Source organism: Flavobacterium sp. GNP001 (assembly GCF_054343775.1).
This window is the reverse complement of sequence record NZ_JBTGUX010000001.1, coordinates 695,177-718,842: the sequence shown is the minus strand read 5'-3', so window position 1 is coordinate 718,842 and position 23,666 is coordinate 695,177. Positions and strand designations below refer to the sequence as shown.

The window sequence follows — 23,666 nt, the reverse complement described above, 5'->3', positions numbered from 1 at the left end:
AACTAGTTGCAGATTATGCCGCAGCGTGTTCTTTTTCAATAGCATCTTTGTCTTCTTTTGTGAAAGTATCAACAACCACAGGAGTTGCGATAAACAAAGAAGAATAAGTACCTACGATAATACCCACTAACATTGCAAAGATAAATCCTCTGATTGACTCACCTCCAAAAAGGAACATTGTCAACAATACCAAGATCATCGTTAATGAAGTATTTAAAGTTCTTGACAGCGTAGTGTTAATCGAAGCGTTTACAATACTATCAAAAGTACCTTTACGTTTTCCTAAGATAAACTCACGAATTCTATCAAATACAATTACAGTATCATTCATCGAGTATCCAATTACAGTTAAGATCGCTGCAATGAAATGCTGATCCATTTCCATGTGGAAAGGCATGAATTTGTAACATAAAGAGTAAATTCCTAATACAAAGATAACGTCATGCGCAACTGCTGCAATCGCACCTAATGAATATTGCCATTTACGGAAAGAGATCATTAAGTATAAAAAGATTACTGCTAATGCACCAAGTACAGCCCAATACGAATTGGTTTTGATATCCTCAGAGATAGAAGCACCTACTTTTGAAGCTTGTAACACCCCTACTTTTTTACCATCAAATGTATTTGTAAATTTATCGTAAGATGTGTTTGGATAATACTTAGCTAAAGCTTTGTATAATTTCTCATTCACTTCTTTATCAACAGCGATACCATCCTCTTGGATTTTATATTTAGTTGTAATTTTCAATTGATCATCATCACCTAAAACTTTAGCTTCTACCGGAGTTCCAAAAGCAGCTGATAACTCTTCAGAAACAACAGATGCGTCAACTGGTTTTTCGAATTTCACTTGGAAAGTTCTACCTCCAACAAAATCCACACCTTGATCTAATCCGTTAACGAAGAAGATAGAGATCAAACTCACCACTACAACTAATGAAGAGAAAATATAAGTAAACTTTTTAATTTTGATGAAATCATAATTAAAATTAGTAAACCAGTCTTTAGTCATATTTGTACAGAAAGTTAAATCAGCTTTTCCTGCAATGTTTTTATCAATAAAGATTCTTGCAATGAAAATAGAAGTAAACAATGAAGTTGCAATACCAATAAGTAATGTTAAAGCAAATCCTTTGATTGGTCCTGTTCCAAATATAAACAAAATAGCACCAGTTAATACGTGTGTAACGTTTGCATCAATGATTGAGCGCATTGCACCATGCCATCCGTAAGCCGAAACTACTGCTTCTGATAAAGTTTTACCATCACGCAATTCTTCCTTGGCTCTTTCGTAAATAATGATATTTGCATCAACTGCTGTACCTAATGTTAAAACGATACCTGCAATACCTGGCAATGTCAATACAAAACCAAAACTTGCCATAATTCCAAATAAGAACAATAAGTTCAATAACAAAGCTAAATTAGCGTACCAACCTGCTTTTCCGTAATAGAAAACCATCCAGAAACAAACTAATAAAAATCCGATGATAGAAGAAATTAATCCTGCATCAATAGACGCTTGTCCTAATGAAGGTCCAACCACAGTAGATTGTACGATATCAGCAGAAGCTGGTAATTTACCTGCATTTAAAACGTTAGCTAAATCTTTAGTTTCCGTAATATCAAAAGCACCTGAAATTTCAGATCTTCCTCCAGCGATTGGTCCACTAGAAACACCCGGAGCAGAATACACTACATTATCTAAAACAATAGCAATGTTGCTTTTTTGAGTAAAAGCTCTTCCTGTTAATTCTTCCCAACCTTTAGCTCCTTGCGCGTTCATTTGCATAGAAACAGCTGGTTTACCCATTTGATCAAAAGTATCTTTTGCGTCAGTAACTACAGCACCTAACATCGCTGGAGCATTGTCTCTGTTCCCTTTAAGAGCATATAATTCAACTACTTCAACTTGTTTTTGTTTGTCATCAGTAATTTTAATTGGTTTTCCCCAAACAAACTTAGCGTAAGTTAAAGCTGCTGGTAATAAAATTTTAATATCTTGTCTTTTGAAATACGCATTGATTGTAGCCGTATCTTTTGGGGCAAATAAACCTAAAACTGGTCCGCCACCTTGTCCAACAATTTTGTCAAATAATGGATTGTTTCCTTTTTTAGTTGCAGCTGAATCTTTTGTATCAGTCAACAAAGCACTTAATGAATCTTTAACAACTGGTTTTGCTTCTGTTTTAGCAACCTCAGTTTTCTTCAATGCTTCGTTAGCAGCCATTAAAAAGCTTCCAACTTCTTGAACATTGTAAGTTTCCCAAAATTCAAGTTGTGCTTTACCACCTAATAATTTTTTAATTCTATCAACATCCTTAGCACCAGGAAGTTCAACAAGAATTCTTCCTGTTTCTCCTAATTTTTGGATGTTTGGTTGTGTTACACCAAATTTGTCAATACGCTCTCTCAATACTTTAAAAGCACTTTCGATAGACTCATCAACTTTTCTTTTGATCACTTTTTGAACATCAGAATCTGACATTTGAAAACTAACACCACCTTCACCTTGCAATGATCTGTTTGCAAAGATATCAGGAGAAGCTAATTTTACCGTTCCATTAGAGTTGGCTTCGAAAGCTTCAAAAAACTTATTCAAATAAGTTTTGTTTCCCTCTTTATTTGCAGTAGCATCAGCCAAAGACTTATTAAAAACTGGGTTTTTTGAGTTATTAGATAAACCTTTCAAAACGTCTTTAATAGAAATTTGAAGAATTACGTTAATTCCTCCTTCTAAGTCTAGACCTTTGTTGATTTGCTTGTTTTTAATTTCATCATAAGTGAAATCAGTAAAACCAAGATCCAATATTTTCTCTTTACCAATAGAATCTAAATATTTCAACTCTTTATCAGGATTGTCTCCTGCAAAAACTTTAGCATCACCTTTGATGTTATTGGCCACAAAAGTGAAAGAAAGTTGGTAAATACTTACCAGTGCAAATAGAATTGCAAAAAATTTAATCAGTCCTTTATTCTGCATTATTACTAAAAATTAATTATTTTAAATTTGTTTATTGATGATCTGCTTCGACTCCTGCTGCACTTTTTCTATTTTACGAACAATAAAAAAGAAACAATTGCGTTGGGCTATTTTTTTTAAACCGAGCAAATATATAATTAAGGTTAAGATTAACCAATTTATTTATTAATTAATCTCAAGAAAAAGACTGCCCTTAAGCAGTCTTCCTTAATTATTTGTGATTTTCTTAGGCTAAAATCGATTTTAAGGCGTCGTTCATCTGTCTGACAGCAGCTGCGCTCTTTTCAAACAAGCCTTTTTCAGTTTCGTTTAATTGAATATCTACAATTTCCTCGACACCGTTTTTACCTATTATACAAGGCACACCTATGCAAATATCATCTTGACCATATTCTCCTTCTACAAATACAGAACAAGCAATCATTTTCTTTTGATCGTTTAAAATACTATCTACTAAAAACGCCACTGAAGCACCCGGCGCATACCAAGCTGATGTACCCAAAAGCCCTGTAAGTGTAGCACCACCTACCATTGTATCAGCAGCTACTTTTTGCAATTGCTCTTCAGATAAAAATTGAGAAACTGGAATACCATTATAAGACGCTAAACGAGTAAGCGGAATCATAGTTGTATCACCATGCCCACCAATTACCATTGCCGAAATATCATTAGCAGGTTTGTTTAAAGCTAAAGATAAATACGTTCTAAAGCGAGAACTATCCAAAGCACCACCCATCCCAATGATTCTGTTTTTTGGTAAACCAGTAGATTTCAATGCCAAATAAGTCATTGTATCCATTGGGTTCGAAACTACTACTATGATAGTTTCAGGCGAATACTGTAACACATTTTCAGTAACTGTCTTCACAATTCCTGCGTTGATGCCAATAAGTTCTTCGCGAGTCATTCCTGGTTTTCTTGGAATTCCTGATGTAATAACTACCACATCACTTCCTGCTGTTTTAGAATAATCATTAGTTACTCCTGTCACTTTGGTATTAAAACCAGTGTTGGTAGCGCATTGCATGATGTCAAGCGCTTTCCCTTCAGCAAAACCCTCTTTTATATCTAGCAAAACCACTTCGCTTGCAATTCCTCTATATGAAATCACATCTGCACAAGTCGCGCCCACATTTCCTGCTCCTACGATGGTCACTTTCATCTTTTATAGTTTATTCGGTTAATTGTTTATTTGGTTTATTTTTATTGAGCTTTTCAAAAAATTTGATTAAGCATCGATGTTTGCGTAAACTGCATTTTTCTCGATAAATTCTCTACGTGGTGGTACTTCGTCACCCATTAACATAGAGAACACTCTATCAGCTTCTGCTAAACTATCAATAGTTACTTGACGTAAGGTTCTAAAGTTCGGATCCATTGTAGTTTCCCACAATTGCTCCGCATTCATCTCTCCAAGACCTTTGTAACGTTGAATTGCTGCACTTCCACCCATGCGCTCATTGGCTTGATCGCGTTGCACATCATTCCATGCATACTCTTTTTTGTTTCCTTTTTTCACAAGGTACAATGGTGGAGCTGCAATATACACGTGTCCTTCTTCGATTAGTTCTTTCATGAAACGGAAAAAGAACGTCAAAATTAAAGTAGAGATGTGGCTACCATCGACATCGGCATCACACATAATAATTACCTTGTGGTAACGTAATTTTTCAATATTTAAAGCTTTACTATCTTCGGCAGTACCAATAGTTACACCCAATGCAGTAAAAATATTTCGAATCTCTTCGTTTTCAAAAACCTTGTGATGCATGGCTTTTTCTACGTTTAAGATTTTACCACGCAATGGCAAAATTGCTTGAAACGCACGATCACGACCTTGTTTTGCTGTACCACCCGCCGAGTCACCCTCGACAAGATATACTTCACATTTTGCTGGATCTTGTTCAGAACAATCAGACAGTTTTCCCGGTAATCCACCGCCACCCATAACGGTTTTGCGTTGTACCATTTCACGTGCTTTTTTTGCAGCGTGACGTGCTTGTGCAGCCAAAATTACTTTTTGAACAATGATTCGAGCATCATTTGGATTTTCCTCCAAATAATTTTCTACCATCTCACTCACTGCTTGACTAACAGGAGAAACTACTTCTCTGTTACCCAACTTAGTTTTCGTTTGACCTTCAAATTGAGGCTCAGCAACTTTTACCGAAATAATAGCCGTTAAACCTTCACGGAAATCATCTCCAGAAATATCAAATTTTAATTTATCTAACATTCCAGAAGCATCTGCATACTTTTTCAAGGAACGAGTTAAACCCGTTCTAAATCCTTGCAAATGTGTTCCTCCTTCATGCGTGTTGATGTTGTTTACATAAGAGAAAATGTTCTCTGAATAACTAGTGTTGTAAATCAAAGCGACCTCAACTGGAATATCACCTTTTTCGTGATCCATAGAAATTACGTGTCCAATAATTGGCTCACGGTTCCCATCCAAATAACGAATATATTCTTTCAATCCTTCAGTAGAATGAAATACTTCTGACAAGAAATTACCATCTTTATCAACTTCTCTTTTGTCAGTAAACGTAATTGTGATTCCTTTGTTTAAGAACGAAAGTTCACGCATACGTGCTGAAAGTGTGTCGTATGAATACTCTGTTGTTTGTGTAAAAATGGTTGGATCTGGGTAAAAAGTTACGATGGTACCTCTTTTGGTAGTATCTCCAATTTGTTTTACTGGATACAAAGCTTTTCCTTTCTCGTATTCTTGTTGGTATACTTTACCATCACTACTATGAACTGTAGCAATCAAATGGTTTGACAATGCATTCACACACGAAACACCTACACCGTGTAAACCTCCAGAAACTTTATACGAATCTTTATCAAATTTTCCTCCGGCACCAATTTTGGTCATTACAACCTCCAGTGCAGAAACACCTTCTTTTTTATGAATTCCAACTGGAATACCACGACCGTTATCCTCAACTGTAATCGAACCATCTTCATTAATTGCAACCGAAATCGTATCACAGTGTCCTCCCATTGCTTCATCAATAGAGTTGTCGACAACTTCATAAACCAAATGGTGCAGTCCTCGAACTCCAACATCGCCTATATACATCGAAGGACGCATTCTTACGTGCTCCATTCCCTCTAATGCCTGAATACTATCGGCTGAATAATTCCCTTTATTGATTTCTTCGCTCATATTGTTTTAATCTAAAAAATGTAATTTTTTGTATAACACGCAAATATATAAAAACGCAAATTATATAACCGTTAAAATCACTTTTAAAGGCCTTAAGTTATTAACATTTGTTTAAAAATTAAGCTATTTGAATTGCTAAAACCAATAAAAAGCAAGCTTGTATCGAAATACAAAAATCATCCAAAATAAAAAACAGATTTTTAGTAGCAAACTCATCCGTTTTACCCTAAAAATCTGTTTTTCAATTCAAAATTTATATCTGATTTCAGTGGCGTAGCAAGCCACTAAAATAATTCTTTTATCATTTTGTCTTTCCCGACATTGCTGATTTGACATGGGCCGCGTTGGCCCTTCCGCTCGGATCTTGGTTTTCTTGCCACTTTGGAATCCATTTGCGAACCGTTTGCGCTGCACTCAACTGCGGATAATGTTTATGAAAAATTTGACGATACAAATACGCTTCTTTTGTTGTAGGCGAATTGTATGGGTATTCTTGAGCCGCTCCAGACAATTGCTCATCCGAAATTTGCTTGGCGCAAAAATCAATCAGTTGGTCCACCCACGAATAACCAACACCATCCGAAAATTGTTCTTTTTGTCTCCATAAAACTTCTTCTGGCAAATACGGATTTTCAGGCGTATCAAATGCTTTACGCAAAATGAATTTCTCTTTCCCATCGTGATTTCGAGGCATTTTTTCATCCGGTTGAATACCGAAAGCCACGTTTAAAAATTCCGAATCTAAAAAGGGAACTCTTGCCTCTACGCCGTGCGCCATTGTGGCTTTGTCCGTACGCAATAAATCAGCTGTAAATAATTTTTGTACTCTTTCGATTGTTTCTTTTTGAAAATCTTCGGCAGATGGCGCATTCGCAAAATACAAATAGCCACCAAAAATTTCATCGGCACCTTCGCCAGAAAGAATTACTTTGATTCCCGCTTGCTGAATTGCCTTTGCTACAAAATACATCGGAACACTGGCTCGCACGGTGATCACATCATAAGTTTCTATTTGTTTGATTAGTGTATCTAAAATTTCAAGTCCTTGCTCAACAGTAAAAAATACCTCTGTATGCGCTGTATCTAAAAATTGAGCAACTTTTCGAGCAGCTACAACATCTGGCGCTTCACTATCTAAACCAATAGCAAATGACTTTAGTTTTTGCCCTTTTTCTTTGAAAAATCTGCTGGCGATAGCCGTAATAAGTGACGAATCCAACCCACCAGACAACAAGACACCAACAGGAACATCAGCTATCATTCTTTTTTGAGTCGCTTTTGTCAAGGTTTCTCGTATTAGAACCAAATCAGACTCCTGAGTAGCCGTTTGATAATCCTCAAATTCTGGTCTAAAGTATTTCACAAAACCTGTTTTTGGAGTATAGTAATGCCCTGGCGGAAAAGTAGAACATGTTTTGCATTGGTCAATTATCGCTTTCATTTCGGAGGCAAAAAACATTCTACCGCGCTCATCCAAACCATAATACAATGGCTTTACTCCCAACGGATCGCGGGCTGCCATATAATCATCGCCATCAATAATGACAAAAGCAAAATCACCGTCTAATTGTGTACAAAAATCGTAACCCAAAAGTTCATACAAGTGCACAATTACCTCTGAATCACTCTTGGTTCGAAAAGTTCGCCCAGCAAGAATCCCGTTGCGCAATTCTTCATGGTTATAGATTTCGCCGTTATGAACCATATACACTGACTCAGAACCTTGAATAGGTTGCTTACCCGAATGCAAATCGATGACAGCGAGACGTTCGTGAGCTAAGAAATGTCCTTTCTCGGTTTGAAATAAATCATTTTCGTCAGGACCACGATGCGCCATACGCGCCGAAAGGTCTCGTACTAACTGTTCGTCTTTTCCTTTTCCAATAATGGCTAATAATCCGCACATAGCATATAATTTAACTGTTGAGCAAGTTGGCAAATATGAGCTACTCGCTTATAAGTGCACACACAACTTTGCTTTCTACTTTCGTTTTTGAAGTGAAAAATGAGATTTGAATTCAAAATGTAATCAGAATATACCGAAACATTTCAAATTAAAATGACATTAATCTGAGAGTATCAAATGAAATTACTTCACCTTTTGCCCTTTCAGGTAAGTTCCTGCAGGTTTAATTTTTACAATTTGATTTTCTGGCACTTTCATCAAATCTTGATCATAAAGCACAAAATCAGCCCATTTACCAACTTCTAAACTACCTTTTTCTTTTTCTTCAAAATTAGAAAATGCCGCCCACAAAGTCATACCTCGCAAAGTCTCAGCACGCGACAATGCATTTTCAATCTGAAATCCGCCTTTAGGATATTCTTTGCTGTCTTTTCGCGCAACGGCAGCGTGAAACGTCAACATCGGATTTACTTCTTCAACTGGAAAATCAGTTCCTAAAGCAATAGTTCCCGCTTTTTGCAATAATTTTTTGTACGCATAAGCATTTTTTAAACGTTCCTTACCAATGCGTTCACCTGCCCAATACATGTCAGAAGTAGCATGCGTTGGTTGAACCGATGGAATGATTCCGAATCTAAAATAATCAAAATCAGCTTCGCGAAGCACTTGAGCGTGTTCAATTTTCCAACGACGATCTTTGGTACCTGCTAAAACTTCTTTATAAATTTTTAAAATCACCGTGTTTGCACTATCACCAATGGCATGTGTATTAAGTTGAAAATCTGAAGGCGCTAGTTGTTTTGCAACATCTTTTAACCCCACTATTGGTGCTAGCAAAGCCCCAAATTGTCCTGGCTTATCCGAATAGGCTTTGTGCATGCAAGCACCGCGAGAACCTAGAGCTCCATCGCCATACATTTTAAAAGAACGCACATTGATTTGATCCGTTTTATACACTCCTTTTTTTAGGTATAAATCAATATTTTTTTGATTGGCAGTTATCATAGCGTATACGTTCAATTTTAATAATTTGGCTTTTTGCAAACTATCAATTAAATGAATCACATCGGGATCTAAACCTGCATCATTAACTGTTGTTAAACCGTGTTCGAACATTACTTTTTCGGCGTCTAACAAAGCTGCTATTTGAATTTTACGCGTTGGTTTTGGAATAATTTTAAAAACCAATTCCATCGGATTATCAACTAAAACACCTGTTGGTTCGCCATTTGCAAGTTCAATTTGACCGCCATCTGCGTTGGTATCTTTTGTAATTCCTGCTAATTGCAGGGCTTTACTATTTACAATTATAGCATGCCCATCAACGCGATTTAACACTACCGGAATATCTGGAAATGCTTTATCTAAATCGGCTTTTGTTGGATATTTTTTCACAGCCCAATCATTTTGATCCCAGCCGTTACCCACAATAAAAGCAGGATTTTTTTTCTTTTGAAAAGCTTGCAAACGACTCACTATTTCATCCATACTTTTGGTTCCTCGTAAATCAACTTCTTGCAAAGTCAACCCAAAATTATAAAAATGGCAATGTGCATCATACAAGCCCGGATAAATGAATTTCCCGTCAGCTTCAACAGTGTTTTTAGATTCGTATTTGCCTGTAATTTCACTATCTGAGCCAATGGCAACAATTTTTCCATTGTCAATGGCCATGGCTGTGGCGGTAGCAAAAGCTTCGTTTACGGTATAAATAGTAGCATCGGTTACAATGGTATCTACCTCAATTTTGCTTTTATTGGAGCAGGACATTAATAATAACGATGCGAAAAAGAAAGTATAAAATTTCATAGTTGTTTTTTTAGGAATGCTAATATAAAAAACTCTCCCTAAATAACTGACCGCTTGAACGATTATATTTTTTGTCTAACTAAACTTGAAAATATTTCACAAAAAAAGCGTCCCCAAAGGAAACGCTTTTAAAGAAATCCAAAATGGCAAAAATGGATTTGATATCAAAATATTATACTTTTTCATAAGCATCATCATGCACACTCGCCACCGCTCTACCGGATGGATCGTTCATGTTTTTAAAGGCCTCATCCCACTCCAATGCAATTTTGGTACTACAAGCCACGCTAGCTTCTTGTGGTACACAAAGCGCCGCCGCATCACTCGGAAAATGCTCGTGAAAAATAGAACGATAGTAATATTCTTCTTTAGAAGTTGGAGTTTGTAATGGAAATTTATATTTGGCATTAACCAATTGTTCATCGGTGATTTCAACTGCAACAGTAGCTTTCAGCGTATCAATCCAGCCATATCCTACGCCATCACTGAATTGCTCTTTTTGTCTCCACGCTACACTCTGTGGCAGCATATCTTCAAAAGCCTTACGAACGACCCATTTCTCCATAGGATGCTCTTTGTTGATCATTTTATCTTGTGGATTGATGCGCATGGCCACATCCATAAATTCTTTATCTAAAAACGGAACACGACCCTCAATACCCCAAGCCGCTAAACTTTTGTTTGCACGTAAACAATCGTACATATGTAATTTACCTAATTTACGAACGTTCTCTTCGTGAAATTCTCTTGCATTTGGCGCTTTGTGAAAGTACAGATAGCCACCAAAAAGTTCATCGGCACCTTCGCCAGACAATACCATTTTAATGCCCATTGACTTAATCACACGTGCCATAAGCCACATTGGCGTTGATGCTCTAATGGTAGTAACATCATAAGTTTCTAAATTATAAATTACATCACGTACTGCGTCAAGACCTTCTTGAATCGTAAATTTAATTTCGTGATGAATGGTACCAATATGATCGGCTACAATTTGAGCTGCTGCTAAATCTGGTGAACCTTCCAATCCTACTGAAAAAGAGTGCAATTGTGGGTACCAAGCATCGGCAACATCGCCTGATTCGATACGTTTTTGAGCATATTTTTTGGCTATAGCCGAAGTGATAGAAGAATCTAAACCTCCTGAAAGTAGCACTCCGTAAGGTACGTCACTCATTAATTGCCTGTGTACGGCGGCTTCTAAAGCAGTTTTTATAGCACTGATGTCTGTTTCATTGTCTTTTACAGCATCAAATTCTGTCCAATCTCTTTTGTACCATTGAACAAATTCACCATCTGTACTTGTCATATAATGCCCCGGAGGAAACAACTGAATTTTGGTGCAAAATCCTTCCAACGCTTTTAATTCTGAAGCTACGTAAAAAGTACCGTGCTGGTCCCAACCGATGTACAAAGGAATAATTCCCATGTGATCGCGTGCCACAAAATATTCATCTTTTTCGACATCATAAATAGCAAATCCGAAAATACCATTCATTTCATCAATAAAGCGTGGCCCTTTTTCTTGGTACAAAGCCAAAATAACTTCGCAATCACTTTCTGTTTGAAATTGGTATTTCCCTTCGAATTGTTTGCGTAAAACTCTGTGATTGTAAATTTCACCATTGGCTGCCAAAACCAATTGTTTATCGCCACTCAACAAAGGTTGTTTTCCTGATGCAGGATCAACAATTGCCAAACGTTCGTGTGATAAAATGGCTTTATCATTGCTAAAAATTCCGCTCCAGTCTGGACCACGGTGACGAATTATTTTAGACATTTCTAGAACTTGTGGTCTTAAAACCTCAGCTTTTTGTTTCAAATCGAAGGCACATACAATTCCGCACATATTGCTATATTTTTGATATTATTATTTATTTTGATAAGGCAAAGATGTGATTATGCTTCTAATTTAAAAACACAAAAGCCTTTTTTAGTTTAAATAATAAATCAAAAAACAATAATAACATTAAATATGTAATTATAGACTAAAAAAATTAGTACTTCTAATTACAAACTGTAAAATTGTTGTTGCAATGTTATTCAGATGGAAAGAATTAATTGATTTCTTCGATCAAATATTTGGTGGTATTTATCTCAAACGAAAAGCCTACTTGCTGGCCCATCAGTTTTGAGCCAAGGGGCGATTGAGGCGAAAGCGCAATTACATTAACCTCATCGACTGCAATTTTTGGAAGTGCAGCACACATGTACAAAAGAATACCATTGGCTTTGACCAAACTACCCAAAATAATTGTAGACGCCACAGTTGAAGGATCAATTTTATCAAGAATGGCCTTTTGAGCAAGAACTTCCTTGAGTTTATGATTGAGTTTTTCTTGCTCCAAATGCATCATCGAAAGTGCTGTTTCATGCTTGTCTCCAGCAGAGCCTTTGGCATCGTTCTTTGAATCTTCTGTCAAAGCTACAATCATGTCTTTGAATACATCAATTCGGTCTTGCACCAATTGTGCGTAGTGCCTGTGTATTTTTTGTTTGAAAGTCATATTTGTGAAATAATGCTAAAATCAATAAAGCAGCTCAGAATTGCATGTAGCGAATTCAATAAGCTGCCTCTTGTTGATTCTTCTGAATTTTATTTTTCTTAATTAAAAATCGAATTTGTAATTGGCTCCTATAACAAGCTGCAAACCTTGCACTGGTAAATTCAACCACTTTTGATAAGAATTGTTAGCCAAGTTATTTCCGTTTAAAAATGCAGTCAAACGGTCACTGTATTTGTATCCAATTTTTGCATTTACATCAAAATAGCCATCCAAAGTTATTGGAGAACTATTGGTAACAATTGAGGTATTTTCTTGAAAGTCTTTTCGTTCTCCAACATAATAAACGTGTGCAGCAGCAAACCATTTTGGAGAAAAAGTAACATCTAAATTGGCATTTACTTGCAGCGTTGGAAGGTTCCAAGCTTCTTGTTGGAAAGCCGTTTTGTAAGTACTAACCGTTCCATTTACACCAAAACTAAATGCTTTTGAAAAATCAGCTTTTAATTCTCCATATAAACTAGCAGTCTTCACATCATCGTAAACCACCTGAAAAGAATTACCAAAACCATAATCTGGATTCGTACTGTTTTCGCTGTAATAGTTCGCACGAAACAAAAATTTATTGCGCTCGTTTAAGTACGATCCACGTACATTATAGCTAACTGAATTCGACAATTTCCCTTTTAAACCTGCATAAATATCATATTGTTGGTCTGTAGGACGCATCAAATTAGTTGGCGACAAAAACGGATTTTGTCCTACCAAGCTTTCGTAACTGTTTTGTTTTAAATCGCCTTGAGCACCAGCATAAAACAGCATTAAATCGCCTACAACTTTGTATGATGCGGTTACTTTCGGATAGATAAAAAACGAGTTTTTACTATTTTGATTATCCATACTATAAAAGAATGCCGCTCCAAGATTCAATGTCCAATCATCTCTTTGCATCTCAAAACTTGGTGCCAAACCTAAATTTGTAAAACCATATTTTAAAGCTTCGACATTTGTATTGCTAAAATTATTTTTCAAACTTCCAGACAGATAATCCACCGTCAATTCGGTTTTAATGGCTGTATCATTTGCGTTAAACACAAAGATTGGTTTTACTGAAAAGTGATTTTCTGCAGAATCATACTTATCGAAAAAGTGAGTGAATTTAACCGTTGCGTCTTGTAAAAAACTTTCAGAAACTACAATATTTCCACCTAAAGAAAGCGTAGTGTAAGCTTGCAGTGGGTCAATTCCACTAATTAGCTGTGCATTAGCTTGCGGTGTGTTTCCAGCTCCAAAACTAGCTGGTAAACCGTACCAATTATACACTTGATTTTGATATCCTGCATTTAGATTATACGACAATCCTTTTTGATTAGAACCGTACATTACATCAAGAGCAGTATCGTAAAAATTATCATCTAAAACTACCTCATTTATTCCTCCTTGCGAAGAATGATGACGAAACATTCCTCCTACATAATCCGTGTTATTTAGTTCATGGTTTACAAATAATTCCCCGATCAACGTACCATAATTTCCCACACCCAAAGTGGCATAATTCTGAAAAACGTGTGCTTGTTTTTCTTTAGTCACACCTTCTGCTTTTCCTTTTGATGGTGTAAAAGTTGAAGCTACCGGGAAAGAGAAAATAGCATACTTGATACGTTCCTTTTTCTCGTTGCCTTCATCATCTAAATCTGGATTTTCTTTAGGTTTGGATGCATCCGAAATTTTGGGAGTATAGGCCTTTACGACATTAACTGTTTCATTGCCTATTTGCTCTTTCTTTTGTGCTAACGAAATATGAGAAACCAACAAAACCAGCAAACTAACCGCAGTGGTTTTTGTGTTCAAAAAAGCATATTGCTTCGTCTGAGAGGCTTTTATTGTATGTATGATCGATTTTATAACTACCATTTTGTATTGTTTTATACGTGTATTTGTTTTTGAATAAAAAGAGAATTTTACACTTCCCATTCGCCTTTTGCTACATATTGTGTTTTGCCTCCAATTTTTATTTCAAAATGTTCAGCCTCTTTTTTTCCGTCAAAATAAATGCGCGAAGGACGGTTCATATAATCGCCTTGGTGATTGGTTATTTGAATTTCTTGCTGGTAATACTTTAGCAAAAAAGCTTGCAAACAAGTACTTGCACTTCCAGTGGCGGCATCTTCTTTCAATTGATTGTCTTCTATACAAAGCATGCGCGATTCCAATTTATTCCCTTCTAAAGTAAAAAAGTAAAAAGCACGATGTGCCGTACCACAATTTGCTACTAACCAATCATGCGCCCTTTGCTTATCGAGTTGCAAACGTTGCAATGCTTCTGCTGATTTTAAAGGAATTATTACAAAAGCGCTGCCTGTTGTAACCTCTTGAATGGCAAAATTTGCATCAAAATCAGCTGCATTTAAGTTACTGAAATTCTCAAAATCAGCTGCCAAATAAGTACTTAAAAAAGAAGGCTGCGCAGCTTGAAGCCAAACTAAATCGCCTTTTTGTTGCACAGGAATTGCTCCAACAGGAACCTCAAGCGTAATAGCATCGAAGTTTTTCTGAAAAATTTTATGCATCAAAATCCACGATGTTCCAATAATAGGATGACCTGCAAATTTCATTTCCTGATCAGGTGTAAAAATACGTACCGAAGCAGTGCCTGTATCCTGATTTAAGGCAGTGATAAAAGTGCTTTCGGCAAAATTAGTTTCTCTTGCTATTTGCTGCATTTGCTCAGTAGAGAGTGATTGCGCATCAGTAAAAACAGCCAACTGATTGCCGGCATATTTTTGTTCTGCAAAAACATCTACAATATAAAAAGGTAAAGTCATATTTTTAAATATCTAAAAGAGTGCTACAAAAAGTCGCAACGCCTTTACTGATTTATTAATTCAATTTATTTTGTTATCGAAGAATTGGTTTTTGCCTCTTCAGTTTTTATTCGATCCAATTCTTTCTTAGCATCTTCAACAATATCTTTATAATCTGTAAAATTCTGAATTACATTTTCAAGAATATAAGTCGCCTGAAAACTATCTTTCAAATTGTAAAAATTAGTCGCCATAAGCACCAAACCTTTGGCTCCGTAATATTTGTAGCCCGCATAATTTTTGGCTAGTTTTTGCACAGCCACATTCGAAGCTTCAAACTTTCCTTCTTTTGTTTTAAAATAAGCGTCATAGTATAAAGCCTCGGCTGCAAGTTCCCCTTTGGCAATCAGCTGCACATTTGCGTACGCCGTTTTGGCTTTAGCCTCGTCACCTAGTGCTATTGCCGCGCGAGCAATGGTAATTTGTGCATCACTTTTTAAAGCATCATCGGCTTTTGGGTTTTGCAATACCTTCTCAGCAAAACGAACAGCGTTATCATTGTCTTTTATAAGCTGGTATAGTCGCATTAAATTTGCTTGTGCAAAAATTTTGTTTTGTGCCACTTCGGCTTCGTTTTCTAATCGAAGTAATACCAAAATAGCTTGCTCATTATTATCCTTTTTGATGAAAATTTGAGCCAAGCGAGACAAAGATTGCTCTGTATATTCGTTATTAGCTTGTGCAATTACATATTTATACGAAGGCACAGCTTGGTCGAAAGACTCTTGTGCAAAATATAATTGTGCTAAAAAGTAATTGGCTTTTAGTGCGTGAATCCCTTTTGGAAATTGACTCACGTAACTGCTAAATCCGGCAATGGCTTGTTTGGTATTGTTTTGCTGGTACTGACGCTCTGCTGCTTCGTATGAATCGTTATCAAGTTCGGCATCAGTAACCGCTACAAAATCTAAAGTACGCACCCAAGTTGCATACTCATCTACCCTACCATTATCAACATAAATCAAACGAGCTGTTGCCACGGCCTCAAGTGCCTCGGGGCTTCTTGGGAATTCAGCAGCAACTTTTTTGAATTTCTGCAAAGCCAAGTCGTCTTTATCAGTATTGTAGTACACCAAGCCTTGACGTAAAATAGCTTTTGCCCCAAAAGAACCTTTTTTAAATTCGCTTATCAATCGGTCGTATGTTTTAACAGCCAAATCGTTTTTATTGTCAGCTGCATAGGTATTTGCCAATTCAAAAAGTGCATCATCTCGCCAGTCCGACTTTAAATACAGTTGCAAAAAGGAGTTCAGTTCTGCAATTTTTTTGTCATTTTTATTTAAAAAACCTTGTGAAATGGCACGTTGGAAATAAGCATAATCCGCATCAGCACTTTTAGCATCGATGGCTTTGGTGTAGCCTTCAATGGCTTGACTGTATTTTGACGTCACAAAACGACAATCGGCCATGCGCAAATACGAATCGTACAAACGAAGCTTATCTGATGGCGCTTGTTCTATTTGATTCTGAAAAAAAGTAGCTGCCTGATCGTACTCTTTTAGTTTAAAATAAGTGTAGGCAATATTGTAATTGTGATTTTTATATTCAGGTGTTGTACTCGCTTTTGCCACAGCACTAAACTGTTTAAAACTCAAAACAGCTTCTTTGTAATCCTCTAAAACATATTCCGTTTCAGCTTTCCAAAAAGTAGCACGTGCGGTAATGTAAGGATCTTTAGCTTCACTCAAAGATTTAGTCAGCATTGATAACGCCTCGGTGTATTTTGTATCGGTGTACAATTCCAATCCTCTGTAAAATAAAACTTTTTGATAAGCCAATTTATTTTCAGGCGATTTGTTGCGCTCTAACAAGACCAAAGCCTCTTTATAGTTTTTAGATGAAATATAGGAGTCGATTAATAATTTTTCAACCTCAACTTTATTGGCATTTTTTGGATACTTTTTCAAAAAAGCTTGCAATACGGCGGGAACACTCTCGTAAGAATTTCCTAATTCATAACTTAGTTTGGCATAATTCAAAGCAGCATCTTCTTGAATGGCAAGATCAAAATCCATTTCAGAAGCATTTTTAAAAGCATTGAGCGCTTGTTGCTTTTTGTCGGTATTCAAATAGCTTTCGCCTAAATGATAATAAGCATTTTGAGCTACAAAATCTTTTCCACCAATAATTTTGTTGAATTGTGAGATCGCGTTTTCAAAATCTTTTTGTTTGTAATATGCGTAACCCAATTGGTAAAAATCAGTATTATTCCATTTACCCTTTGTGCCTTTGTATGCCACCAAGTATGGAATAGCCTGATCGTATTGCTTTAAATTAAAATAACTTTCGCCAATAATTTTATTGAGCTCTGATTTTTCTGATGCCGAAGAATTAGGCATGGCTTTTTTACCCAAATCAATTGCTTTTTGAAAATTACCTAGCTTAAAATTCATGTCTGCTTGGTAGTATGACAGTTTTTCTTTGTATTTCTCTTCGCCTGAAACCGCATCAAAATATTTGGTAGCTTCTTTATAATCATTCCCTTCATAAGCCATAAAACCAAGATAATATTTGGCTTGAGAACCGTACTCTGCTGAGTTAACTACTTTATTCAAATAAGCAGTAGCTTGCTTTTTATTTTTTGCAGCAAAATAACTGTACCCTTTTTGAAAGTTATATTTTTCTTGATCTGCTCGGGTGCCTGCGTTTTCTTCTACTTTTTCAAACCACTGCAAAGCTTGCGGATAATTCCCTTGTGCAAAATGAAACTGAGCTACTTCGGCGTAAGCCTGATTTTGTTTTACACTTGTAGGATAGGTATCGACAAACTGTTCCATCAACTCATCAGCATTCGACTGATTGGTTTTAATTGCACAAAAAGCTGCGAAATACGCGCAATCCGATTGTAATTCTTCTGTTGATGCAGTGGCTTTTACTCGGTTGAACAAATGTTGTGCAGAGGTATATTGCCCGTCCTTGAACATGGCTACAGCAGTATTAAAATCCTTTGAATCATGGGTATAAATAGTAGATTTTTGTGCCCAAATACTGGTTGACATTCCAAAAAGGATGCAGAGCGTACTCCAAGAAAGTTTATGCATTGTGATTTTATTTTTATAATTCAAATGTATTGTATTCTGCAATGGATAACGAATCCGTTACCGTTTTTATTATGCTTTTTTATGAAAGCTACTGCTCCGGCAACAACTTTCGTACCATAAAGCCTAACCCTTTTCGATTTGCATCTTTAAACGTGACCAAATTACAAAATTTGAGTTCCAAGCCAATAATTTATTTGTAATACCAGCGTTATCTTACTACTTTTACCGCACAAACAAATACAAATTATGTCACAAACCGTACTGTCTTTAAAAAACGTATCCATATATCAAGAAGGAAAATCTATTTTAAGTGAAGTAAATTTAGAAGTTAACCACGGAGAATTTCTATACATAATAGGTAAAACTGGTTCTGGAAAAAGTAGTTTAATGAAAACCTTATACGCTGATTTACCTTTGACAGAAGGAGAAGGTCACGTGGTAGAATTTAACTTGGCTACATTAAAAGAGGATAATATTCCGTTTTTGAGACGTAAAATTGGTATTGTTTTTCAAGACTTCAAATTGCTTCCGGACCGTTCTATTAATGACAATATGTTGTTTGTTTTGAAAGCTACGGGCTGGACAAATCCTAGCGAAATGGATGCGAAAATTGACGAAGTATTGCACAAAGTAGGCATGAGAGATTTTGGTAAAAAAATGCCACATCAGCTTTCTGGTGGTGAGCAACAACGTGTAGCGATTGCTCGTGCTTTATTGAACGACCCTGAATTAATTTTGGCCGATGAACCTACTGGAAATTTAGATCCGCAAACTAGTGCTGAAGTTTTAGAGTTATTAAAAAAAATCAACGCTAACGGAAAAACGATAATTATGGCTACGCACGATTATGCTTTGCTAATGAAATTCCCATCAAAAACTTTAAAGTGCGAAGATTCTAAAATATTTGAAGTTATTCAACAACGTACGGCATAATGCTCTCGATCCTTGTTCCTGTATACAACTACAACGTACTTCCGTTGGTGGAGGCCTTACACGAACAATGCATAACTTGCGGTATTGATTTTGAAATTTTGTGTCAAGATGATGCATCAGGATCTGTTTTCAATACCGAAAACGAAAAAATTAACACATTTTCCCATTGCCGATTTACGGCCTTGACGGAAAATTTAGGCCATCGAGAAAACCGGAATTCACTTGCTGCGCAAGCCCAACATCAGTATTTGTTATTTATTGATGGTGATTCGGAGTGTGTAAGCAATAATTTTATAGCAACCTACTTAAGCTATCTTGAAAAATACGATGTGGTTTATGGTGGGCGTAAGCACCCAGAATTTTGTCCATCAGACAATCAAAATCTAAGGTGGAAATACGGCAAATTTACAGAAGACCAAACGGCAACGCAACGACAAGAAAGAAAATACCAAGCCTTATTGTTTAATAATACGGTGATTAAAAAATCCTGTTTTGATCAAATAAAATTTGAACCTTACAAAAAACAATACGGCCACGAAGATACGCAACTTGCTTATCAATTAAGTCTAATAAAAACTAGCATTCAGCATATTGACAACCCCATTGCACATGCTGATATTGACTCGAATTCAGCCTACCTTTTAAAAACCAAAGAGGCTTTAGACAGCGCTTTAAGTTTATACACGGATCAAAAAATAGCCGCTTCTTTTATTAAAATTATTCAAGTTTTACTGTTGTTGCAAAAGTTCAAACTAGTTCGTTTTACATCATTTTTTTACCTTCGAAATGAAAAATGGGTTGAAAAGAATTTAACCGGGGGAAATCCCCGATTGTGGATTTTCAAATGTTTTAAACTTGGTTATTTGTGTACTTTGGCACAAAAAAGCAAAGCTTTTAGATAGCACTCAAAAAAGCGTGCCACTGCTTCATAATTAGTTCAATACTTTGGTCAGCCACTTTCTCTTTACCCTTTTTTCCCATTTTGAGACGTAAATCTTCATCAGCTAGCAATTGTTTTAAATGAGAAACAAACAATTCTTGGTTGCCATTTGGAATCAAAAATCCAGTCTCTTCAGATTCAATTATAGCTGCAGGACCGCAGGGACAATCATAAGCAATACATGGCAATCCACTTGCCATAGCTTCTAACAAAACCATTGGGTAACAATCAAAACGGGAACTTAAAGCGAAGACTGATGCATTAGCATATACAACATCAATTGCGGTGACTGATTGCTTCAAACTTACACGATGAGAGATGTCCAAAAGATCAACTTGCGATTGCAATTGAGCTACTTGATCTCCGATTATATGGAGTTTCCAATCCGGATGTTCATTTGTGACCGCTGACCAAATAGGCAAAAGTCGATCAAGGCCTTTTTCGTAACAGTTGCGTGCTATTGCCAAAACTATTTTTTGTCTCTCCTTATCAACTTGAAAATTTTCGATCCAAACCGGGTTGGGTAAAATGACGCCATTTATATTGTTCCACTCCTGCATACTATTTTCAGACAAATACACTATTTGCGAAAAGCGCTTGGCGCAAAAGTTTTTGTATATGTATTTCATCCATCGAAATCCTTGATCTAAAAAATGTCGAGCAGGGCGCTCTTCAATAAATTTAGAACTATGAATTTCTAAAATTAATGGCATTTTTACACCAAGAAAAAAAGGCAATAAAAAAGCTTTCAAACCATTATCACAAACCAAAACCACATCGGGCTGAACGGTAATGATGATTTTTTTTAGTTTAGTAATATAATCGAAAACAAAGCCTACTGAGTTTTTTTTCAGAGCAATATCATGCATCGCAATAGCAGCATCAAACTCATAAAAAAGCGACGTGTGACCTTGGTTCTGCGTCACAATATGCACGTCATATTGCCAATTTCGAATCAGATAATTGGCTTTTAGTGCCAAAACACGCGCTACGCCTCCGTCATTATTAATGCTGGGAACTACATACAAGATTTTCATTGTACCGATTGTAAAAAGACATCAAAATCTCGAATGTAATCGGCTTCATCAAAAACTTCAGAAGCCAAGACGATACAAACGGCACCTGATGAAAAATTTTCTAATTCACGCCAAGTATTATTTCGCAACAGCAAACCTTTATCAGGCTTGTTTAATGTTATTGTTTTTTGGCTTTTCCCATCATTAAGAACCACATCAAAACTTCCTGAAATAGCAATTAAAACCTGCTGTAATTTTTTATGTGAATGACCGCCACGCTTGGATGAACTTGGAATATCATATAGGTAATACACACGCTTGATTTCAAAAGGAATGACCTCATTTTCGATAACAGCAATATTACCCAGAACATTTTCAATCTTAGGGATCTCTATAATTTCTATTTGCATGAATGGGAATTTAAATTTAAAAAATGGAGCCATTGCTGACCAATGTGTTCCAACTCAAAATGAGTTATGCTGCCTGCTGCGTTACGTCTGCATTTTTGATACAAATCAGTATCCTCGATCATTCTATTTATGGCTTTTGTCAGCGCTTTTTGATTTTGATTGGGCACTAGTAAACCATTTTTTTCATGGTCGATAATTTCGTTCGGACCAGCAAAACAATCGAAAGAAACTACGGGAGTACCAACTGCAAGACTTTCAATCAATACATTTGAAAGCCCTTCATACTGACTACTAATTACTGTAAAAAGTGCCTTTTTAAGGTATTTAAAAGGATTTTGCTGCTGTCCTGCAAAAACGACCGAGTCTTGTACACCGCTATTTAGTGCGACTTTTTTCCACTCCTCTTCTAAAGCTCCAGATCCGATTAACATTAATTGTACGCCTTGCTGTGGCAATATCGATTCAGCGAAAGCCTGAATTAAAACATCAAATTGTTTCACTCGTTCGTTCATTCGGCCCACTGCTATGATGTATGGATTTTCGAATTCAACTTCGACTTTTGCCAATTCCTGAATGTTCTGAATAGGAATTGGATTGTAAATAGAAGTTACCTCTTTCTTGTAACGCTTTGCCACTGCCGCTGCAACCGCTTTACTAACTGTAACCCATTGGTGCCTTCCATAGATAAGTCGCGCTAAAAAACGACTTTTAGGAATATAATTCGTGTACAAACTACTGTGAATGGTATAAACAGCAGGTTTTTTATATACCCAATGAGCCATCAACCATTCGTTATAAATATTTACTCGATACCTAAAATCGATTATGAAATCAAAATTATTCTCGGCTAAATAGATTTTTAACTTTTTTAAACGCTTAAGTTTATCAAAGGTTGATTCGACTTTTTGCTTGCCAAGATTGTACAACTCTCCGGCATATTCATAAGTGGTGTCATCAACAAAAATAATGTGGTGTACATTTATGCCTTTACTTTCAAAAAAAATAGACAAAAGTGCCTGCACTTTTTCAGCACCGCCTCCGCCAAGGGAATCGCCCACCAATGCTATTTTAGTTTTGTCAGTAGTCATGCAATAAATTACTATTTTAGCACCAAATATAAACACTTTGCTGTACAAATGAATGACAAACCGCTAGTTTCCATAATATGTCTTTGCTACAATCACGGCCAATACGTGCAAGAAGCATTGCAGTCGGTAAAAAATCAAGGCTACAGCAACATTGAACTTATTGTGGTAGATGATTGTAGTACCGATGACTCTGTGGAAGCGATTACCAGTTGGTTAAAAAATAATCCCGAAATTGTTTTTATAAAAAATGAACACAATTTCGGAAACACCAAATCATTCAACAAAGCATTTGCACAAAGCAACGGAAGTTATATCATTGACTTGGCCGCTGACGATGTTTTGGCCCACAACTGTGTAGAACTTCAATTAGAAGCTTTTGCAAAAAGTCAGTTTTCAAATGTTGGAATTGTTTATGGCAATGCAGAATTAGTTTTTGAAGATGACACTCATTTTTGTTACTTTTTTGAAGTCGATGAAAACAAAAAAAGAATAAAACCGCAAGCTGTGGGCGACATCTATTTGAGTCTGTTGCGACTTGAAAATAATGTATGTTCGGTTTCGGCCATGGCACGGAGAGAAGTTTACGATCGCTTTCAAGGATTTAATGAAAATTTACAATTTGAAGATTATGATTTTTGGATTAAAACAGCGCGTTTCTATCAATTTGATTTTATTGACAGTATTTTGGTCAAAAAGAGAGAACTCCGTAATTCCCTTAGCTCGCGCCGCTTTAAACGTTTGAACAAAAAAACAAGATTGTACAACCGCAGCACATACCAAATTGTGCGTAATGCATTGCAGATCAACACCACAAAGGAAGAAAACCGAGCAGTATTACAAATGATACATTTTGAAATGCAAATAGCGCTGCGAACTATTGATCCTTTACTGTTGCTCAAATACTTGAAACTACATTTAAAAATTAACGTTTCATTACTCTTTAATAAGGATTTTGTCCGTTTGTAAGTAGCAAAATTAGGATACGAGTAGTATAAAT

Annotated in this window: 16 protein-coding genes; 3 read left to right on the top strand and 13 right to left on the bottom strand. The window is 36.2% G+C overall.

Annotated features, from left to right (window positions below):
* Nucleotides 1–13 precede the first annotated feature (13 nt).
* The 10 genes from secDF to ACXX8U_RS02920 form a co-directional block, all read right to left on the bottom strand.
* Complete coding sequence (gene secDF, locus ACXX8U_RS02965; RefSeq protein ID WP_458564542.1) at nt 14–2,986, bottom strand: protein translocase subunit SecDF; 2,973 nt, start codon at nt 2,984–2,986, stop codon at nt 14–16.
* A gap of 226 nt (nt 2,987–3,212) precedes the next feature.
* On the bottom strand, nt 3,213–4,148 hold the full coding sequence (mdh, locus tag ACXX8U_RS02960) for a malate dehydrogenase (RefSeq protein ID WP_458564541.1): 936 nt from the start codon (nt 4,146–4,148) through the stop codon (nt 3,213–3,215).
* Nucleotides 4,149–4,214: 66 nt separating this feature from the next.
* Nucleotides 4,215–6,158: a DNA topoisomerase (ATP-hydrolyzing) subunit B gene (gene gyrB / locus ACXX8U_RS02955; protein ID WP_458564540.1), complete on the bottom strand. Its 1,944-nt coding sequence runs from the start codon at nt 6,156–6,158 to the stop codon at nt 4,215–4,217.
* A 301-nt stretch (nt 6,159–6,459) separates the two neighbouring features.
* The gene (asnB, locus tag ACXX8U_RS02950) at nt 6,460–8,064 is read right to left on the bottom strand and encodes an asparagine synthase B (RefSeq protein ID WP_458564539.1); all 1,605 of its coding nucleotides are present in this window, start codon (nt 8,062–8,064) and stop codon (nt 6,460–6,462) included.
* Between the two features lie 183 nt (nt 8,065–8,247).
* Entirely contained in the window at nt 8,248–9,873 is a 1,626-nt protein-coding gene (locus ACXX8U_RS02945) for an amidohydrolase (RefSeq protein WP_458564538.1), read from the bottom strand.
* A 172-nt stretch (nt 9,874–10,045) separates the two neighbouring features.
* A complete protein-coding gene (asnB, locus tag ACXX8U_RS02940) occupies nt 10,046–11,722 on the bottom strand; it encodes an asparagine synthase B (RefSeq protein ID WP_458564537.1) in 1,677 nt (558 codons plus the stop codon).
* Between the two features lie 208 nt (nt 11,723–11,930).
* Nucleotides 11,931–12,380, bottom strand: a complete 450-nt coding sequence (locus ACXX8U_RS02935; RefSeq protein WP_236363842.1) for a hypothetical protein — start codon at nt 12,378–12,380, stop codon at nt 11,931–11,933.
* Nucleotides 12,381–12,482: 102 nt separating this feature from the next.
* The gene (locus ACXX8U_RS02930; protein WP_458564536.1) at nt 12,483–14,291 is read right to left on the bottom strand and encodes a TonB-dependent receptor; all 1,809 of its coding nucleotides are present in this window, start codon (nt 14,289–14,291) and stop codon (nt 12,483–12,485) included.
* Nucleotides 14,292–14,338: 47 nt separating this feature from the next.
* Nucleotides 14,339–15,202: a PhzF family phenazine biosynthesis protein gene (locus tag ACXX8U_RS02925; RefSeq protein ID WP_458564535.1), complete on the bottom strand. Its 864-nt coding sequence runs from the start codon at nt 15,200–15,202 to the stop codon at nt 14,339–14,341.
* A gap of 65 nt (nt 15,203–15,267) precedes the next feature.
* Nucleotides 15,268–18,282, bottom strand: coding sequence for a tetratricopeptide repeat protein (locus ACXX8U_RS02920; RefSeq protein WP_458564534.1), 3,015 nt, complete (start codon nt 18,280–18,282; stop codon nt 15,268–15,270).
* Between the two features lie 246 nt (nt 18,283–18,528).
* Between ACXX8U_RS02920 and ACXX8U_RS02915 the strand changes: the two genes are divergently transcribed.
* Together ACXX8U_RS02915 and ACXX8U_RS02910 are read left to right on the top strand one after the other, a co-directional pair.
* Nucleotides 18,529–19,215 carry a cell division ATP-binding protein FtsE gene (locus ACXX8U_RS02915; RefSeq protein WP_458564533.1) on the top strand — a complete coding sequence of 229 codons (687 nt, stop codon included), beginning with the start codon at nt 18,529–18,531 and terminating at the stop codon, nt 19,213–19,215.
* The gene (locus ACXX8U_RS02910; protein ID WP_458564532.1) at nt 19,215–20,117 is read left to right on the top strand and encodes a glycosyltransferase family 2 protein; all 903 of its coding nucleotides are present in this window, start codon (nt 19,215–19,217) and stop codon (nt 20,115–20,117) included. The genes ACXX8U_RS02915 and ACXX8U_RS02910 overlap by 1 nt, the downstream gene beginning before the upstream one ends.
* On the opposite strand, the gene ACXX8U_RS02905 is transcribed toward ACXX8U_RS02910, so the two are convergent.
* From ACXX8U_RS02905 to ACXX8U_RS02895, 3 genes are read right to left on the bottom strand one after another with little or no spacing between them, the layout of a single operon-like run.
* Nucleotides 20,110–21,192: a glycosyltransferase family 4 protein gene (locus ACXX8U_RS02905; protein WP_458564531.1), complete on the bottom strand. Its 1,083-nt coding sequence runs from the start codon at nt 21,190–21,192 to the stop codon at nt 20,110–20,112. The two genes, ACXX8U_RS02910 and ACXX8U_RS02905, sit on opposite strands and share 8 nt — an antisense overlap.
* Nucleotides 21,189–21,581: a sugar 3,4-ketoisomerase gene (locus ACXX8U_RS02900; RefSeq protein WP_458564530.1), complete on the bottom strand. Its 393-nt coding sequence runs from the start codon at nt 21,579–21,581 to the stop codon at nt 21,189–21,191. Before ACXX8U_RS02900 ends, ACXX8U_RS02905 begins: the two co-directional genes overlap by 4 nt.
* On the bottom strand, nt 21,572–22,669 hold the full coding sequence (locus ACXX8U_RS02895; RefSeq protein WP_458564529.1) for a glycosyltransferase: 1,098 nt from the start codon (nt 22,667–22,669) through the stop codon (nt 21,572–21,574). The genes ACXX8U_RS02900 and ACXX8U_RS02895 overlap by 10 nt, the downstream gene beginning before the upstream one ends.
* A 48-nt stretch (nt 22,670–22,717) precedes the next feature.
* Between ACXX8U_RS02895 and ACXX8U_RS02890 the strand changes: the two genes are divergently transcribed.
* Complete coding sequence (locus ACXX8U_RS02890; RefSeq protein WP_458564528.1) at nt 22,718–23,635, top strand: glycosyltransferase family 2 protein; 918 nt, start codon at nt 22,718–22,720, stop codon at nt 23,633–23,635.
* Nucleotides 23,636–23,666 lie beyond the last annotated feature (31 nt).

Coding starts and splice junctions, on each gene's coding strand:
- secDF (WP_458564542.1), bottom strand. CDS start 2,986: ATGCAGAATAAAGGACTGATTAAATTTTTTGCAATTCTATTTGCACTG.
- ACXX8U_RS02915 (WP_458564533.1), top strand. CDS start 18,529: ATGTCACAAACCGTACTGTCTTTAAAAAACGTATCCATATATCAAGAA.
- ACXX8U_RS02920 (WP_458564534.1), bottom strand. CDS start 18,282: ATGCATAAACTTTCTTGGAGTACGCTCTGCATCCTTTTTGGAATGTCA.
- ACXX8U_RS02945 (WP_458564538.1), bottom strand. CDS start 9,873: ATGAAATTTTATACTTTCTTTTTCGCATCGTTATTATTAATGTCCTGC.
- ACXX8U_RS02935 (WP_236363842.1), bottom strand. CDS start 12,380: ATGACTTTCAAACAAAAAATACACAGGCACTACGCACAATTGGTGCAA.
- ACXX8U_RS02905 (WP_458564531.1), bottom strand. CDS start 21,192: ATGAAAATCTTGTATGTAGTTCCCAGCATTAATAATGACGGAGGCGTA.
- asnB (WP_458564537.1), bottom strand. CDS start 11,722: ATGTGCGGAATTGTATGTGCCTTCGATTTGAAACAAAAAGCTGAGGTT.
- ACXX8U_RS02900 (WP_458564530.1), bottom strand. CDS start 21,581: ATGCAAATAGAAATTATAGAGATCCCTAAGATTGAAAATGTTCTGGGT.
- gyrB (WP_458564540.1), bottom strand. CDS start 6,158: ATGAGCGAAGAAATCAATAAAGGGAATTATTCAGCCGATAGTATTCAG.
- mdh (WP_458564541.1), bottom strand. CDS start 4,148: ATGAAAGTGACCATCGTAGGAGCAGGAAATGTGGGCGCGACTTGTGCA.
- asnB (WP_458564539.1), bottom strand. CDS start 8,064: ATGTGCGGATTATTAGCCATTATTGGAAAAGGAAAAGACGAACAGTTA.
- ACXX8U_RS02890 (WP_458564528.1), top strand. CDS start 22,718: ATGAATGACAAACCGCTAGTTTCCATAATATGTCTTTGCTACAATCAC.
- ACXX8U_RS02925 (WP_458564535.1), bottom strand. CDS start 15,202: ATGACTTTACCTTTTTATATTGTAGATGTTTTTGCAGAACAAAAATAT.
- ACXX8U_RS02930 (WP_458564536.1), bottom strand. CDS start 14,291: ATGGTAGTTATAAAATCGATCATACATACAATAAAAGCCTCTCAGACG.
- ACXX8U_RS02910 (WP_458564532.1), top strand. CDS start 19,215: ATGCTCTCGATCCTTGTTCCTGTATACAACTACAACGTACTTCCGTTG.
- ACXX8U_RS02895 (WP_458564529.1), bottom strand. CDS start 22,669: ATGACTACTGACAAAACTAAAATAGCATTGGTGGGCGATTCCCTTGGC.